The organism is Pseudoflavonifractor capillosus (assembly GCF_016902575.1).
GTDB classification, from domain to species: Bacteria; Bacillota; Clostridia; order Oscillospirales; family Oscillospiraceae; genus Enterenecus; species Enterenecus capillosus_A.
Map to the genome: position 1 here is coordinate 75,683 of NZ_JACSNZ010000006.1, position 14,898 is coordinate 90,580.

12 protein-coding genes and 1 riboswitch are annotated in these 14,898 nt (G+C 59.4%); of the genes, 7 read left to right on the plus strand and 5 right to left on the minus strand.

The window, feature by feature from the left end:
- The first annotated feature begins 9 nt into the window (after nucleotides 1-9).
- The 4 genes from truA (at nucleotide 10) to H9X86_RS04040 (ending at nucleotide 5,414) form a co-directional block, all read left to right on the plus strand.
- The gene (gene truA / locus H9X86_RS04025; RefSeq protein WP_204900293.1) at nucleotides 10-765 is read left to right on the plus strand and encodes a tRNA pseudouridine(38-40) synthase TruA; all 756 of its coding nucleotides are present in this window, start codon (nucleotides 10-12) and stop codon (nucleotides 763-765) included.
- Nucleotides 766-816: 51 nt separating this feature from the next.
- Nucleotides 817-1,995: a DUF5711 family protein gene (locus H9X86_RS04030; protein WP_204900294.1), complete on the plus strand. Its 1,179-nt coding sequence runs from the start codon at nucleotides 817-819 to the stop codon at nucleotides 1,993-1,995.
- Between the two features lie 62 nt (nucleotides 1,996-2,057).
- A complete protein-coding gene (locus tag H9X86_RS04035) occupies nucleotides 2,058-2,783 on the plus strand; it encodes a CvpA family protein (protein WP_204900295.1) in 726 nt (241 codons plus the stop codon).
- Between the two features lie 90 nt (nucleotides 2,784-2,873).
- A complete protein-coding gene (locus H9X86_RS04040; protein WP_204900296.1) occupies nucleotides 2,874-5,414 on the plus strand; it encodes an ATP-dependent Clp protease ATP-binding subunit in 2,541 nt (846 codons plus the stop codon).
- Nucleotides 5,415-5,726: 312 nt separating this feature from the next.
- Here the strand turns inward: H9X86_RS04040 and H9X86_RS04045 are convergent, their stop codons facing one another.
- Both H9X86_RS04045 and H9X86_RS04050 read right to left on the minus strand, forming a co-directional pair.
- Nucleotides 5,727-6,926 carry an NADP-dependent isocitrate dehydrogenase gene (locus tag H9X86_RS04045; RefSeq protein WP_204900297.1) on the minus strand — a complete coding sequence of 400 codons (1,200 nt, stop codon included), beginning with the start codon at nucleotides 6,924-6,926 and terminating at the stop codon, nucleotides 5,727-5,729.
- Between the two features lie 141 nt (nucleotides 6,927-7,067).
- Nucleotides 7,068-8,456, minus strand: coding sequence for a sodium-dependent transporter (locus tag H9X86_RS04050; RefSeq protein WP_204900298.1), 1,389 nt, complete (start codon nucleotides 8,454-8,456; stop codon nucleotides 7,068-7,070).
- Between the two features lie 177 nt (nucleotides 8,457-8,633).
- Between H9X86_RS04050 and H9X86_RS04055 the strand changes: the two genes are divergently transcribed.
- On the plus strand, nucleotides 8,634-9,281 hold the full coding sequence (locus H9X86_RS04055; RefSeq protein WP_204900299.1) for an HAD family hydrolase: 648 nt from the start codon (nucleotides 8,634-8,636) through the stop codon (nucleotides 9,279-9,281).
- Nucleotides 9,282-9,317: 36 nt separating this feature from the next.
- Here the strand turns inward: H9X86_RS04055 and H9X86_RS04060 are convergent, their stop codons facing one another.
- From H9X86_RS04060 to H9X86_RS04070, 3 genes are read right to left on the minus strand one after another with little or no spacing between them, the layout of a single operon-like run.
- Nucleotides 9,318-11,762 (minus strand): cation-translocating P-type ATPase, encoded by a 2,445-nt coding sequence (locus tag H9X86_RS04060; protein WP_204900300.1) that lies wholly within the window; start codon nucleotides 11,760-11,762, stop codon nucleotides 9,318-9,320.
- 28 nt (nucleotides 11,763-11,790) lie between these two features.
- A complete protein-coding gene (locus tag H9X86_RS04065) occupies nucleotides 11,791-12,531 on the minus strand; it encodes an acyl-[acyl-carrier-protein] thioesterase (RefSeq protein WP_204900301.1) in 741 nt (246 codons plus the stop codon).
- Nucleotides 12,528-13,148: a hypothetical protein gene (locus H9X86_RS04070; RefSeq protein WP_204900302.1), complete on the minus strand. Its 621-nt coding sequence runs from the start codon at nucleotides 13,146-13,148 to the stop codon at nucleotides 12,528-12,530. Before H9X86_RS04070 ends, H9X86_RS04065 begins: the two co-directional genes overlap by 4 nt.
- Before the next feature lie 157 nt (nucleotides 13,149-13,305).
- Here H9X86_RS04070 and spoVAD point away from each other — a divergent pair, with 157 nt between their 5' ends.
- The gene (spoVAD, locus tag H9X86_RS04075; protein WP_204900303.1) at nucleotides 13,306-14,316 is read left to right on the plus strand and encodes a stage V sporulation protein AD; all 1,011 of its coding nucleotides are present in this window, start codon (nucleotides 13,306-13,308) and stop codon (nucleotides 14,314-14,316) included.
- Nucleotides 14,316-14,672, plus strand: coding sequence for a stage V sporulation protein AE (spoVAE, locus tag H9X86_RS04080; protein ID WP_204900304.1), 357 nt, complete (start codon nucleotides 14,316-14,318; stop codon nucleotides 14,670-14,672). Before spoVAD ends, spoVAE begins: the two co-directional genes overlap by 1 nt.
- 66 nt (nucleotides 14,673-14,738) lie before the next feature.
- Nucleotides 14,739-14,853: riboswitch (SAM riboswitch) on the plus strand.
- The last annotated feature ends 45 nt before the right edge of the window (nucleotides 14,854-14,898 follow it).

Here is a 14,898-nt window from a genome sequence, read left to right on the forward strand (position 1 = left end):
GGTGTTTTCATGCAAGAGCGTAACATTGCCCTGCGTCTGAGCTATACCGGCACCGCCTACCACGGCTGGCAGGTGCAGAAAAATGCCGTCTCCGTGGCGGAGACCTTGGAAGAAGCCCTGTCCTTTGTGGTCAACCACCCGGTGAAGGTCACCGGGGCGGGACGCACCGATGCCGGGGTACACGCCCGCACCTATGTGGCCAACTTCCGCACCACCTCCGCCATCCCCCTGGAGCGGCTGCCCCTGGCGGTGAACACCCGTCTGCCCGACGATATTGTGGTGTCCAAGGCCACTCTGGTGCCCGACCACTTCAACGCCATCGGCTCCTGTCTCAAAAAGGAGTACACCTACCGCATTTACAACTCCCGCATCCGGGATCCCTTTTACGTCAACCGGGTGTGGTTCTACCCCCGCCATCTGGACGAGTCCATCATGGCGGCGGCTGCCGCCCAGTTTGTGGGCACCCATGACTTTGCAGCTGTGCGCTCGGTGGGCACCGAGACCCGCACCACCGTGCGCACCGTCCACTACTTTGACATTGAACGTAAGGGGCAGATCATTGACTGCCGGGTATGTGCTGACGGCTTTTTGTACAATATGGTACGGGCCATGGTGGGTACTTGCATTTACGCTGCCGAAGGAAAGCTCTCCCCTGACGATATTCCCCAGATCCTGTCCTCCCGCAACCGCACATTGGCCGGGCCAACTGCGCCCCCTGATGGGCTGTACATGACCAATCTCTGGTACGAAGAGGACGTGCTCTGACACCATTTTTCCAGCGCAGCCATGCGCTGTCCCTGTTTGAGGTGTTACATTATGGAAGAAACAAAGGTCAATCCATCCGCCCCCCAGCCCAAAAAGCCCAAATTTCTGGTGCGGGTGCTGCTCTTTTTCCTGGCCCTAGCCGTGGTATTGGGCGCTGTGGCTGTGGTGGTATTCCGGGACAGACTGTCCCTGGACAACATCAAGCGGTGGATCCACTACCGCTCCCTGGTGCTCAATGACAGCGGCCAGGCCGACTCCTTCCTCTACGGCGGCAGTCTGGAGGACACCTTTGCGGTGCTGGACGGAGATCTGCTGGTGTGCTCCACCACCTCCATCTCCCTGTTCTCTGGCAGCGGCACCCAGTACGTAGACCTGTCCGTGGACATGGAGACCCCGGTGGTCAACACCAATGGCTCTCTGGCCGTGGTGTATGATGCCGGCGGCTCCTCCCTGTATGTGCTGGGCCAGCGGGAGGTCATCTGGTCTGCCACCGACTTCGACTCCATCCTCTCTGCCCATCTCAATAAGAACGGGCAGCTCACCGTGGTCAGCCAGTCCACGGGCTACAAGGGCACCGTGTCTGTATACAGCAGCTCCTATGAAAAGCTCATGAACGTCAACCTCTCCTCTGCCTACGTCATGGATGCCGCCCTCTCCGATGACGGCAAAACCCTGTCCATTCTCAACGTGGGACAGGTGGAGGGAGCTTTCAACTCCACCCTGTCCCTGTACTCCCTGAACACCGGGGACAGCGGCGACTTCCAACCCGACCTCACCTGTTCTCTGGGCTCCTCGGTGGTACTGGAGACCCGACACACCCAGTCCCATGTCTGGTCTATGGCAGACAACGGCCTGACCATCACCGACCACAAGGGCAACTCCAGCTCTGTGGACTGGAAGGAGATGCACCTGAAACGGTACTCCCTGGCAGGGGATGGCTTTGCCGTGGCTCTGCTGGCCAAGTATCGGGCAGGCAGCCAAGGCCAGCTGTGGGTCATCCAGGAGGACGGCACATACCAGAGCCTGGATATCGACCAGCAGGTGCTGTCTATCTCCGCTGCCGGGCGATACATCGCCGTACTCACCGGCAATCAACTGGACATCTACACCAAGGATTTACAGCTGTACGCCTCTCTGGACAGCACCCAGGGCGCACGAAATGTGCTGCTGCTGGAGGATGGCTCCGCCATTCTCATCTCTGCCGACAGCGCCAGCTTTTATGTGCCTTAATCATACGGTGCTGCTGAAATGAATGAGAATGCCCTCAGGGGCGTATAGATAAGGAGGATTCTATGGCCGCATATATCTTTGACGTGGCAATCGTTGTAATTTTAGCGTTTTTTGCCTGGAGAGGAGCGAAAAATGGACTCATCCTCACTTTGTGCGGATTGCTGGGCCTTTTTGTCGCCTTCTTCGGTGCACAACTGATCTCCAGCCAGTTCCATGGGCCCGTGGCCCACATCATCCAGCCCGCCATTTACCAGACCATCCGGGGCGCTGAGCCTGCCCAAACCCAGGAGGGCGAAAATCAGTCCCCTTCCATCTCCATTCCCGGCTCTCTGCCCCAGGAGGAGGCTCCCACCTACACCCTGGAGGAGCTGCTGGATTCCATGAAGGAAAAGGGCCTGTTTGTGGGCTTCTCTTACTTCCTGGATCAAGCCCAGGAAGAGGGCAACGTGCCCAGCGAAGGCGGTCTCACCGTGGCCAGTGCCCTGGCCAATTATCTGGCCAACCTGGTGGCGAAGGCCGGACTGTTTGCCCTGTCCTTCCTGCTGATTTTGCTGGTCTGGTTCCTGGTCAGCCACATCCTGGATCTGGCCTTCCACCTGCCCATTCTGTCTGCGGTGAACACCGTGGGCGGACTGGCAGCGGGCCTTTTGAAGGCCGTGCTCATCGTCTTTGTCCTGGTGTGGCTGGGGCAGCTGGCCAACCTCATACCCCAGCAGCCCACCACCCCCATCCTCACCCTGTTCACCCCCAAGGGACTGGCTGCCTTCCTGGATCAGCTTCTGGTCTGATTCCAATAAGAAATTACCATTTCTTCACGGCCAGTTCACATTCTTCTGGTAGGGTACCTCAAAAAGATACCTTCCGAAAGGAGTTTAACCATGCAGCCGACACTGTGTACCCGCTGCCATAAAAACGTGGCAGTGATCTTCATTACGAAAATTGAAAACGGCGAGACCAAAAACGAAGGTCTGTGCCTGAAATGCGCCCGGGAGCTGGGCTTGAAGCCCGTGGACGACATGATGCAGAAAATGGGCATCTCCGACGAGGATCTGGACTCCATCTCCCGTGACATGATGTCCGCCTTTGGCGGGGTGGAGGGGCTGGAGAACCTGGCCGAGAACACCCCGGAGCCGCCCCAGGATGAGGAGGAGGACGAGGGACGCACCGCCACCTTCCCCTTCCTCAGCAAGCTCTTCGGCGCCCAGCCCGGCCCTGAGGGGCCTGCCCACCGGGGCGGCGGTAAGGAGGACAAAAATGCGCCTCCCAAGCCCCCCAAGCGAAAGTTTTTGGAAAACTACTGCATGTCCCTGACCCGCAAGGCCCAGGAGGGCAAGCTGGATCGGATCGTGGGCCGGGAGGACGAGATTCAGCGCACCATCCAGATTCTCAACCGCCGCCAGAAGAACAACCCCTGTCTCATCGGCGAGCCCGGCGTGGGTAAAACCGCCATTGCCGAGGGCCTGGCTCAGAAAATCCACGACCGCCAGGTGCCCTACAAGCTGCTGGACAAGGAGGTGTACCTGCTGGATCTCACCGCTCTGGTGGCAGGCACCCAGTTCCGGGGCCAGTTTGAGAGCCGCATGAAGGGCCTCATTGAGGAGATCAAGAAGCTGGGCAACATCATCCTGGTCATCGACGAGGTGCACTCCATTGTGGGCGCCGGGGATGCAGAGGGGTCTATGAACGCCGCCAACATTCTCAAACCCGCCCTGTCCCGGGGTGAGATCCAGGTCATCGGCGCCACCACCCTCACCGAGTACCGCAAGTATATCGAGAAGGACTCGGCTCTGGAGCGTCGCTTCCAGCCTGTGATGGTGGAGGAGCCCTCCATAGACGAGGCCACCCAGATCCTCCAGGGCATCGCCCCCTATTACGAGAGCTATCACCATGTGGTCATCACTCCCGACATCTGCCGCATGGCTGTGTCCATGAGTGAGCGGTATATCACCGATCGGTATCTGCCGGATAAGGCCATTGACCTCATTGACGAGGCCGCCTCGGAGGTAAACCTCCACAACAAGGCACTGGCCCGTATGGCAGAGATTGAAAAGGAGCTGGCTGACTACGCCAAGGAAATGGACATTGTGCTGGCCGCCACCTCCGGCTCTGACGATCCCCAGGTGCATCAGCTGCAACAGCAGGAGCAGAAGCTCCAGCGCCAGCGGGACAGCCTGGAAATGGCCATCAGCCGAGACGACAACGAGGCCCCCAACCGGGAAGACCCCGCCTTCCAGGAGCGGCAGGGGAGCCGCCGTGGACAGCTCCACGAGCTGCAACAGCAACTTGCCCAGGTCTCCCAGGAAAAGCACAGCCTCCAGGAGCAGTGCAGCCAGAAGGCCTATCAGCGACTGGCAGAGCTTAAGAGCCGTCAGGCCCAGCTGAACGGTGAGCTGGAGGAGCTGAAAGCCAAAGGCGACCCCATGCTCACCCCTGCCCATCTGGCCCAGGTGGTGGAGCTGTGGACCAAGATCCCCGCCAGCCAGATCCAGGAGCAGGAGTTCGAGCGCCTGGCCAAGCTGGAGGAGCGTCTGAAAACCCACATTGTGGGCCAGGACGAGGCAGTTTCTGCGGTGGCCCGGGCCATTCGCCGGGGCCGAGTGGGCATCTCCGCCAAGCACAAGCCCGTGTCCTTCATCTTCGTGGGCTCCACGGGCGTGGGTAAGACCGAACTGGTCAAACAGCTGGCCGCCGACCTCTTCGACTCCCCCGAGTCCCTCATCCGGCTGGATATGTCGGAGTTTATGGAAAAGCACGCCGTGTCCCGCATCATCGGCTCTCCTCCGGGCTATGTGGGCTACGACGACGCCGGACAGCTCACGGAAAAAATTCGCCGCAAGCCCTATTCCGTCATTCTCTTTGACGAAATCGAGAAGGCCCACCCCGACGTGCTCAATGTGCTGCTGCAAATTCTGGACGACGGCCACATCTCGGATGCCCACGGCAAGGTGGTCAACTTTGAGAACACCGTCATTGTCATGACCTCCAACGCTGGCAGCAACATCAAGGGCGGCTCCCTGGGCTTTGACCGTTCCCCCACCCAGCTGGCCAAGGAGAAGGCCATGAAGGGCCTGGAGTCCTTCCTGCGCCCGGAGTTTATCAACCGGGTAGACGAGATCATCTGCTTCAACCAGCTGACCCAGGACAACTTCAAGGAGATTGCCAAGATCATGCTGGGCGAGCTCAGCCAGGTGCTGCGCAATAAGGGCATCACCTTCTCCTATGACGAGAGTGTGCTGGACTACCTGGTGGACACCTCCTACTCCCCCCTCTACGGCGCCCGCAACCTGCGCCGCCAGATTCAGAAGGATTTGGAGGATGCCATCGCCACCCTGCTCATCGACCACTACGCCCAGCCCATTGTGGCCCTGGACGCCAAGTGCGTGGAGGGCAAGGTGGAGTTGAATCCTACGTTCCAATAAAGCAAAAAACTGCGTGCAGCGGAATCGCTGCACGCAGTTTTCACCATTTGTTGGACTTTAATCATCGTCACTATAATCATAATTTTTTCGTTTGCAATGAGGACAAATGATATAACCATTTGCGTTGTCATCATCTTCCCACGGGGCAGTATAATCGCCCCCCTCTAAAGACCAGCCACAATACTCGCACTCAGTCGGCACAATTATTCCTCCTTTTTTACCAATTCTTTGTGACGCTGGAAGATTGTCATCCTCCTTTGCGTTAACACCTTAGTGATTCAAGCTTTGCTCCGCTACGTCTGCCTCTTCACCTTACAGCTTGGCGGCGATGGCCCGCATAAACTCCAGGCCGGTGACCTTCTGGGCGGGGGCTTTGCCCTCCCACAGGCCCACCAGGTCTCCGGTCATGACACCGGACTCGATGGTGTCAATGGCGGCCTTTTCCAGGCGGTGGGCGAAGTCAGTGAGCTCAGGCAGCTCGTCCAGCTCGCCCCGCTTGGCCAGAGCGCCCGTCCAGGCGAAAATGGTGGCCATGGGGTTGGTGGACACCTGCTCACCCCGCAGGTGGCGGTAGTAGTGCTGGGTGACGGTGCCGTGGGCGGCCTCGTACTCATAGTAGCCCTCGGGGGACACCAGCACCGAGGTCATCATGGCCAGGGAGCCGAAGGCGGTGGACACCATGTCGCTCATGACGTCGCCGTCGTAGTTCTTACAGGCCCAGATGAACCCGCCCTTGGAGCGGATGACACGGGCCACAGCGTCGTCAATGAGGGTGTAGAAGTAAGTGATGCCCGCCTGCTCAAACTTCTCCTTGTACTCCGCCTCGTAGATTTCCTGGAAGATATCCTTGAAGGTGTGGTCATACTGCTTGGAGATGGTGTCCTTGGTGGAGAACCACAGGTCCTGCTTCACGTCCAGAGCATACTGGAAGCAGGAGTGGGCAAAGGAGGTGATGGAGGCATCCACATTAAACTGCCCCTGCACCACGCCGGGGCCCTTAAAGTCCTGGATGGTCTGACGCTGCACACTGCCGTCGGCAGCGGTGAACACCAGTTCTGCCTTACCGGGGCCGGTAAGCCGCATCTCGGTGGCCTTATACACATCGCCAAAGGCGTGACGGGCGATGGTGATGGGCTTTTCCCAGTTCTTTACCACCGGGTTGATGCCCTCCACCATAATGGGGGCACGGAACACGGTGCCGTCCAGAATGGCACGGATGGTGCCGTTGGGGGACTTCCACATCTGGGACAGATTATACTCCTCCACCCGCTGGGCGTTGGGGGTGATGGTGGCACACTTCACCGCCACGCCATATTTCTTGGTGGCCTGGGCAGCATCCACCGTCACCTGATCCCCCGTCTCCTCCCGGTGGCGCAGCCCCAGGTCATAATACTCGGTTTTCAGGTCGATGAACGGCTCCAGCAGCTCCTCCTTGATCTGCTGCCAGAGAATGCGGGTCATCTCGTCCCCGTCCATCTCCACCAGGGGCGTTTTCATCTGAATTTTACTCATGGATATCGCTCCTTTTCCCTTCCTTCGGGTATACTCGTGCTTCTCATTTTACCCCAGAGCCATAAAAATTTCAACCACTTTCGCACGCTAGCGAGGGAAAAGTTTGCACAAAAATGACCGGGAAACCCCGGTCATTTTTCTTTATGCAAAGAAGCGGTTCCAGTAGCCCATGACAAAAATGATAAGCATGATGATGGGCAGCAGATAGGTGACATAGAAGCGCACGTTGCGGGGGAAGCGCAGGCCCGACCCGGTGTTGGCCTCAGCCAGGAAGTTCTCCCAGCCCCAGCCCTTGCGGGTGACGCAGAACAGCAGGTACACCAGAGAGCCCAGAGGCAGAATGTTGTCACTGACCAAGAAGTCCTCCAGATCCATGATGGTGGTGCCTGCACCCAGAGGCTGGAAGCTGCTCCACAGGTTGAAGCCCAGCACGCAGGGCATGGACAGCACCAGAATGGCCACGGTATTCACCAGCACCGCCTTCTTCCGGCTCCAGCCCCACTTGTCCATATAGAAACAGACGATGTTTTCAAACACGGCAATGACGGTGGACAGGGCGGCAAAGGACATGAACACGAAGAACAGAGCGCCCCACAGCCGTCCGCCGCTCATGGAGTTGAATACGTTGGGCAAGGTAATGAAGATCAGATCGCTGCCGCTGTCCGCTGCCACGCCAAAGGCAGAGCAGGCAGGGAAAATGATAAGACCGGCGGTGAAAGCCACGCAGGTGTCCAGAATACCCACCCGCAGAGCCTCACCGGGCAGGGTGTGCTCCTTGCCGATGTAGCTGCCGAAAATGGCCAGCGCACCGATGCCCAGAGACAGGGTAAAGAAAGCCTGTCCCATGGCAGCATAGATGGCCTGCCAGAGAATGAAGTTGCCTTTGGCATCATAGACCAGGTTGTGGAAGTTGGGCATGAGGTAAAAGGCAAGGCCCTCCAAGCCACCCTCCAATGTCAGAGAGCGCACCGCCAGCAGCACCATCACCGCCAGCAGGCACAGCATCATGGCCTTATTGATCTTCTCCACGCCATTTTGCAGACCCCGGGACACCACCAGCATGCTGCCCACCACCACCAGCACCATGAACACGGTCATGAGGCCAGGCTGGGAGAGCATATTGCCAAACTCCTGACTCACCCCGGCGGTATCCAGGCCATGGAAATCGCCCTTGGCCATCTTGATGCAGTACAAAATGAGCCAGCCTGACACGGAGGTGTAGAACATCATCAGCAGGTAGTTGCCCGCCAGGCCAAACCAGCTGTACCAGTGCCAGCGGGTGCCCTTAGGCTCCAGGGCCTGGAAGGACCCGGCCATGCTCTTCTGGCTGGCACGACCCACGGAAAACTCCATCACCATCACAGGCAGGCCCATGATAATCAGGAAGATCAGATAGACCACCACAAAGGCGGCACCGCCGTACTGGCCTGTGATGTAGGGAAAGCGCCACACGTTGCCCAGACCAATGGCGCACCCGGCGGATATGAGTAAAAAGCCCAGCCGGGAGGAAAAACTCTCTCGTTGTTTCATGGTTATAAACTCCCTCTTTTTCTTCTCGTCCCCTCTTTGGGGCGCAATTCGATATTTTACACGTTTTTCCTTTCTTCGTCAAACACAGTACCGTGCTAAATAATCGCTGTTTCCACTTGTCCTGGGCGTGGAAGTCTCGTATAATGGAGCCATCACACATAAGAGAGGGAGCACACCATGTACACCCACATTTTCTTTGACCTGGACGGGACGCTCACCGATCCAAAGGAGGGTATTACCAACTCGGTTGCCTACGCCCTGGCCTCCTTTGGCATTCAGGAGGATCCGAATCGGCTCACCCCCTTCATCGGCCCGCCCCTCATTGACTCTTTCATGGAGTTCTACCACTTTGACCTCCCTACCGCCCAGAAAGCGGTGGAAAAGTATCGGGAGTATTTCTCCCGCCGGGGGATCTTTGAAAACCGGGTGTTCTCCGGCTCTCAGCCCCTGCTGGCCCAGCTGAAGGAGGCGGGGAAAACCGTGTGCCTGGCCACCTCCAAGCCGGAAGTGTTTGCCCGGCAGATTTTGGAGCACTTCCACATTGACGGTTACTTTGACCAGATCGTGGGCAGCTGCCTGGACGGCAAGCGCACAAAAAAGGGCGAGGTCATTGCCGAGGTGTTCACCCGCCTGGGAGACGCCTGCCCGGACAAAGCAATGTGTGTCATGGTGGGTGACCGGCTCCACGACATCGTGGGTGCTCGGGAAAACGGGCTGGACTCCATTGGCGTCACCTTCGGCTACGGCAGCCAGGAAGAGCTTTCCCAGGCGGGCGCCACCCACATTGTCCATACATTTGAAGAATTGACCCAGCTGTTGGGGTGAAAAAATCCTCTGAGGTGTTCCTCAGAGGATTTTTTATCATTTAGAGTCTGCTCGTCTGCCCCCATGCTCCTTCTTCCACCGGGTCACCACCCGACTGCCCACTTCAAAGGCAGTCTCAAAGGCGTAGATCACCGAGGGGGTGAGCAGGAGAAACACGGTGATGACCAGGGCGGACTGGAGATCCAGAGCGGTAAGTTCAAAGACCCGGCCAAATCTCAGCACAGCAATCACCATTCCCACGGTCATGCAACCCAGCAGCGCCCACCGTTTTTTGTCCAGGGGCCGGGCCACATAGTAGATCACCAGCAGTCCCACCGCCCCGATGGTGACGGTGGACAAGGTGGACAGGGTAGCCCGCTGGAAGGTAAAGGCATAGGTAAATAGCTCCAAACCCACAATGAGCACAATGTTGGTCAGGCCACCGGGCAGGGCCCGGCGGAGCACGTTGTGCATAAACCGTCCCCGCACCAGCTCATGGTTGGGCTCCAGAGCCAGCACAAAGGATGGGATGCCGATGGTCAGGGCACTGATAAGGGTAAGCTGAATGGGCACAAAGGGGTACGGGAATCCGGCAAAGAGAGTAATCAGGGATAAGAACACCGACATGATATTCTTCACCAGGTACAAAGCCGCAGCCCGCTGGATGTTGTTGATGACCCGTCTGCCCTCCTCCACCACCTGGGGCATGGCGGAAAAGTCGGAGTCCAACAGCACCAGCTCCGCCACCTGGCAGGCAGCCTCCGCCCCGGAGGCCATGGCAATGCCGCAGTCGGCATCCTTCAGCGCCAACACGTCGTTGACGCCGTCTCCCGTCATGGCTACGGTATGCCCTGCTTTTTGCAGGGCCTTTACCAGCTTGCGCTTCTGATCCGGGGTCACTCGGCCAAAGACGGTGTATTCCTCCACCGCCCGGGCATAGTCACCCGGCTCTTTCAGGGTAGCGGCATCCACAAAGTTCTCCGCCCCGGCGATTCCCGCCTGCTTGGCCACGTTGGACACGGTCTGAGGGTTGTCTCCGGAAATCACCTTCACCTGCACCCCGTACTTGGCGAAGTAACGGAAGGTCTCAGGGGCCTCAGGCCGGATGGGGTTGGCCACCACCACCAGAGCCACGGGAATGACAATGCCCTGCAAGCCGCCTTCCTGGGTGGGGGGCGTGTCGCACTGGGCCAGCAACAACACCCGGCAACCCGCCTGCTGATAGGGAGCTACCTGTTCTTCAATGGCCTTATAATCTTCTTTCAGGATAAATTCCGGCGCCCCCACCACATAGGCGCCCCGGTCCCGGAACACCACCGCTGACCACTTGTTGGCGGAGGTGAAGGGAATGATCTCCTGGGCCTGCCATCTGGTTTCTGTACGGAACCGACTGGCCAAAGCCCGGGCGGTATCGTTGTCGGCATCCATCACTTGGTAGTATGCCCCCAGCACCTGCTCCACCTGGGCGGCAGGAAAGGCCTGCTCATCCAGGCACACCAGCTCCTGCACCGACATCTCGGGCTGGGTGACGGTGCCCGTTTTATCCACGCACAGCACGTCCACCCGGGCCAGGGTCTCAATGGCGCTCATCCGGTGCACCAGGGTCTTGCGCTGGGCAAGGCGGGCCACCGATACCGCCAGAGCCACACTGGTGAGCAGGTACAGTCCCTCGGGGATCATGCCGATGAGGGCGGCCACCATGGAGGTGATGGCGGTGGCAAAATCTTGCTCCTGCACCAGAAATTCATTGCAAAACAGGGCAATGCCCATGGGGATGAGGGCGAAGCCAATGACGTGGATGAGCCTGTCCAGGGACTTCATCATCTCCGACTGACCCACTCCCCGGTCTGCCTTGGCCTCGTGGGCCAGCCGGGCAGCGTAGCTGGCCGCCCCCACATGGTCCATGCGGGCCCGGCACCGGCCGGAAATGACAAAGCTGCCTGAGAGCAGGTCATCCCCGGGATTTTTCACAATGGGGTCTGCCTCGCCGGTGATGAGGGCCTCATTCACTGTCACCTGGCCCTCCATCACCGGGCCGTCAGCGGGAATCTGATCTCCCGCTCCCAGCTCCACGATGTCCTCCCGCACCAGCTTGTCCACCGGCACGGTGCCCAGCTGGCCGCCCCGCACCACCTTCACCCGGGCCTGGGCCACCAGGGAGAGCTTGCTCAAGGTGGCCCGGGAGCGCAGCTGCTGGACAATGCCGATGAGGGAGTTGATGGCGGCAATCACCAGGAAAAACATGTCCCGGAAATTGCCTGCCAGCACCAGCAGCGCTGCCAGCACCACAAACACCAGGTTGAAGAAGGTCAGGGTATTCTCACGGATGATCTCACCGGTGGATTTCAGGTTGGTCTCCTCCACGGCGTTGTGCCACCCCGCAGCGGCAAGCTGGGACACCTGTTCATTGCTCAGCCCCTGCTGGGGATTGGGAAAATAGCGCTCCATTTGCCTGGGCTGTCCCTGGCCCAGGGCATGTTTTTGTCTCTTTTGTCGCTTCATGCCTAAACTCCTCGGTTTATTCACCTAGTCAGTCCAAATTGGCCAAGGTCATGGCATATTCAAAGCGGGCCTCGCCTTCCGGCCCCATGCCCCGGGCGTAGAGGTGCTCCCCCTCCATGGCGGTCTCCATGGCCAGCTGCTCACCAGCCCGGCACTCACCGATGTAGGAGATCTGGAACTGGCGGACAAATTTCCCCTGTCCATGGCGCTCCAGGTGCAGTGCATCGCAGGCAAAGTCGGCGTAGTGGATGTTGTTGATATGCCCGTTGATGTCGGTGTCCGAGTACCCCAGATAGCGGTTGCCTGTAACTTGGAACTCCTGGGGCATAGGCACCCGGTGGAGCTTGATGGACTTTTTCCGCTCCCCACCGTCGGTGCCCTGGAACTCGGGCACGTCCCGCAGGCGGTAGAGCTTATGGGTGTCGGCATCCACCATCACCCATTGGGCTACCCCCTGGCCGATGGGCTTTCCGTCCCGGAAGATGTCGAAGTCCCGGTAGGTGGCCACACCGGTGCCGCCCCGGTGCCAGGTCTGGATGGTCACTTTCTCATTCCAACGCAGAGGAGCGTCCAGCTCCACCCAGTTCCGGGACACCATCCACAGGCAGTTATACTTCTCCAAAATCTCCGGCCCCGAGGCTCCCAGCTCAATGGCGGCCTGGGTGGCCGCCTCCTGCAAATAGCCCAGCAGCGCCGAGGGGCGGCACTGGTTGAACATATCCACGTCCCGGGAGTCCACCCGGAAGGTCGTCTCACAAATGGTGCTCATGCTTCTTCCTTCTTTCCAGGGATGGTGAGGGTGTAACGTGCGCAGATCTCGTCCACGTCGTCCAGGGTGGCAGCAGGCAGGCGCAGGGTGGCTCCGCACCCAGCACACACCACATCCACCGAGGAATACCCCACCTTGATGCCATACTTGTCACAGCCGCAGCCGCAGGAGATGCCGCCCCGGCCCGCAATGTCCTTGAGCTCCGCCAGCACCTCGCCCATGACGATCTCGTCCAGGAAGGTGCCACGGGTCTCCTCCTGATCGTCCATGCGCAGCTTGTCCACCGCACGCTCCAGCTTTTCCATCTCCCCGAACACCGCTTCCTCCTCACCGATGAAGCAGCAGCCCAGCCCCGAGGCAGAGCAGGAGAGCACCAGCAGCTTCTCCTCCATCATGGCCCGGGTGGCGCACACGGTGTGGTGGTCTTTGGCGCAGAAAAGGCAGGGCACTGTCACCTGGCAGTGCTCTCCCTGCTGGTGAAACTCCAGCTGGGACTTTCCGCAGGGACAGGGAATGGTCTGGTCCCCGGCGGCCAGGGCAAAGGCGGTGCGCTCCACCACCACAGCCTTGCCGCACACGGGACAGATGTAACCGATATATCTGGTCTGTTCCGACATAAAAGGATTCCTCCCATAAGTTTTTCCAATCTTTGTCCAACAGTGTGCATTATACCACCCCTTTGTGAATTTTTCTAGGGCGTACCAGCTTTTGTGATAAATTCCTTGATAGGGGTGCATACTAGAGGCAAGACACTATCTCAAAGGAGTCCTGTCCATGCCCCGCACATCCCAAACCTATTTGCTCTCCCGCCCTCCTGTGATCGTAGGCTACGGCAGCGCCGGAGGACGCAAGGAGTCCGAGGGCCCTCTGGGCCGCTTTTTTGATCACACCTGTCAGGACGACACCTTCCAGCAGTCCAGCTGGGAGATGGCGGAGACCACCATGCAGCAGCTGGCCCTGCAAAGTGCCTTGAAAAGGGCCCAGCTGTCCCCCCAGGATCTGGATCTCCTGCTGGCAGGCGACCTGCTCAATCAGTGCATCAGCTCCGCCTTTGCCGCCCGGTGGGCTGAAGTGCCCTATCTGGGGCTCTATGGAGCCTGCTCCACCATGGGGGAGAGCCTGGCTCTGGCCAGCCTGCTCCTCTCCGGGGGCTGGGGCAAGCATGCCGCCGCCATGACCTCCTCCCACTTCTGCTCCGCCGAGCGGCAGTACCGCACCCCCTTGGAGTACGGCTGCCAGCGTCCCCCCACGGCCCAGTGGACTGCCACCGCCGCCGGGGCAGTGATTCTTGCCGCTGACGGAGGCAAAGGTCCCGCCGTCACCGCCGTCACCATCGGCAAGGTGATGGACAAGGGCATCAAAGACCCCGCCAACATGGGAGCCGCCATGGCCCCGGCCGCCTACGACACCCTCCGGGCCCACTTTCGGGATACCGGGCGAGGCCCGGAGGACTACGACCTCATCCTCACCGGAGACTTGGGTCAGCTGGGGTGGCAGATCGTGTCCGATTTCTTCTCCCGGGACGGGATTCCCCTGTCCAACTACAACGACTGCGGTCTGATCCTCTTTGAACAGAAGGCACAGGATGTCCACTGCGGCGGCTCTGGGTGTGGATGCAGCGCCGCCGTGCTTACCACCATGGTCATTCCCGGCCTGCTGTCAGGTCGGTGGAAACGGGTGCTGTTCTGCCCCACCGGGGCGCTGCTCTCCCCGGTGTCCACCATGCAGGGAGAGTCCATCCCCGGTATCTGCCACGCCATCGTCCTGGAAGGAGGTACAAACTGATGGAATACTTCAACGCCTTTTTGTTGGGCGGCATTTTGTGCGTCATCGGCCAGGTGCTTTTGGACAAAACCAGCCTCACCCCCGCTCGCATCCTGGTATTCTATGTGGTAGCCGGGGTCATCCTCAGCGGCCTGGGGCTGTACCAGCCCTTGGTGGACTGGGCTGGGGCCGGGGCCACGGTGCCCCTCACCGGCTTTGGCCACACCCTGGCTCAGGGTGTGCGCAAGGCAGTGGAGGAGGAGGGCTGGCTGGGTGTGCTCACCGGCGGGCTTACCGCCACCGCCGGGGGCATTGCCCTGGCCATCACCCTGGGCCTTTTGGCATCCTTCCTGTTTCGACCCCGGCCCAAGAAATAAATTTCCACATTTCTCACATTGACAGTTGAAGTTCCCCCAGATATAATATTACAGAAATTGAATACTGCCTTATCGAGAGTGGCGGAGGGATCGGCCCAATGAAGCCACGGCAACCTGCACATTGCTGCAAGGTGCCAAATCCGGCGTTTGGCGGGTGCTGCACTCCCACGCAAGATGAGGACGCTGCTGTCTCCATCCGCCGGTTTGTCCGGCGGATGTTTCATTT

What these genes read in the sequence shown, in the direction of transcription:
- truA (WP_204900293.1), top strand. Translation starts at nt 10, where the DNA reads ATGCAAGAGCGTAACATTGCCCTGCGTCTGAGCTATACCGGCACCGCC.
- H9X86_RS04030 (WP_204900294.1), top strand. Translation starts at nt 817, where the DNA reads ATGGAAGAAACAAAGGTCAATCCATCCGCCCCCCAGCCCAAAAAGCCC.
- H9X86_RS04035 (WP_204900295.1), top strand. Translation starts at nt 2,058, where the DNA reads ATGGCCGCATATATCTTTGACGTGGCAATCGTTGTAATTTTAGCGTTT.
- H9X86_RS04040 (WP_204900296.1), top strand. Translation starts at nt 2,874, where the DNA reads ATGCAGCCGACACTGTGTACCCGCTGCCATAAAAACGTGGCAGTGATC.
- H9X86_RS04045 (WP_204900297.1), bottom strand. Translation starts at nt 6,926, where the DNA reads ATGAGTAAAATTCAGATGAAAACGCCCCTGGTGGAGATGGACGGGGAC.
- H9X86_RS04050 (WP_204900298.1), bottom strand. Translation starts at nt 8,456, where the DNA reads ATGAAACAACGAGAGAGTTTTTCCTCCCGGCTGGGCTTTTTACTCATA.
- H9X86_RS04055 (WP_204900299.1), top strand. Translation starts at nt 8,634, where the DNA reads ATGTACACCCACATTTTCTTTGACCTGGACGGGACGCTCACCGATCCA.
- H9X86_RS04060 (WP_204900300.1), bottom strand. Translation starts at nt 11,762, where the DNA reads ATGAAGCGACAAAAGAGACAAAAACATGCCCTGGGCCAGGGACAGCCC.
- H9X86_RS04065 (WP_204900301.1), bottom strand. Translation starts at nt 12,531, where the DNA reads ATGAGCACCATTTGTGAGACGACCTTCCGGGTGGACTCCCGGGACGTG.
- H9X86_RS04070 (WP_204900302.1), bottom strand. Translation starts at nt 13,148, where the DNA reads ATGTCGGAACAGACCAGATATATCGGTTACATCTGTCCCGTGTGCGGC.
- spoVAD (WP_204900303.1), top strand. Translation starts at nt 13,306, where the DNA reads ATGCCCCGCACATCCCAAACCTATTTGCTCTCCCGCCCTCCTGTGATC.
- spoVAE (WP_204900304.1), top strand. Translation starts at nt 14,316, where the DNA reads ATGGAATACTTCAACGCCTTTTTGTTGGGCGGCATTTTGTGCGTCATC.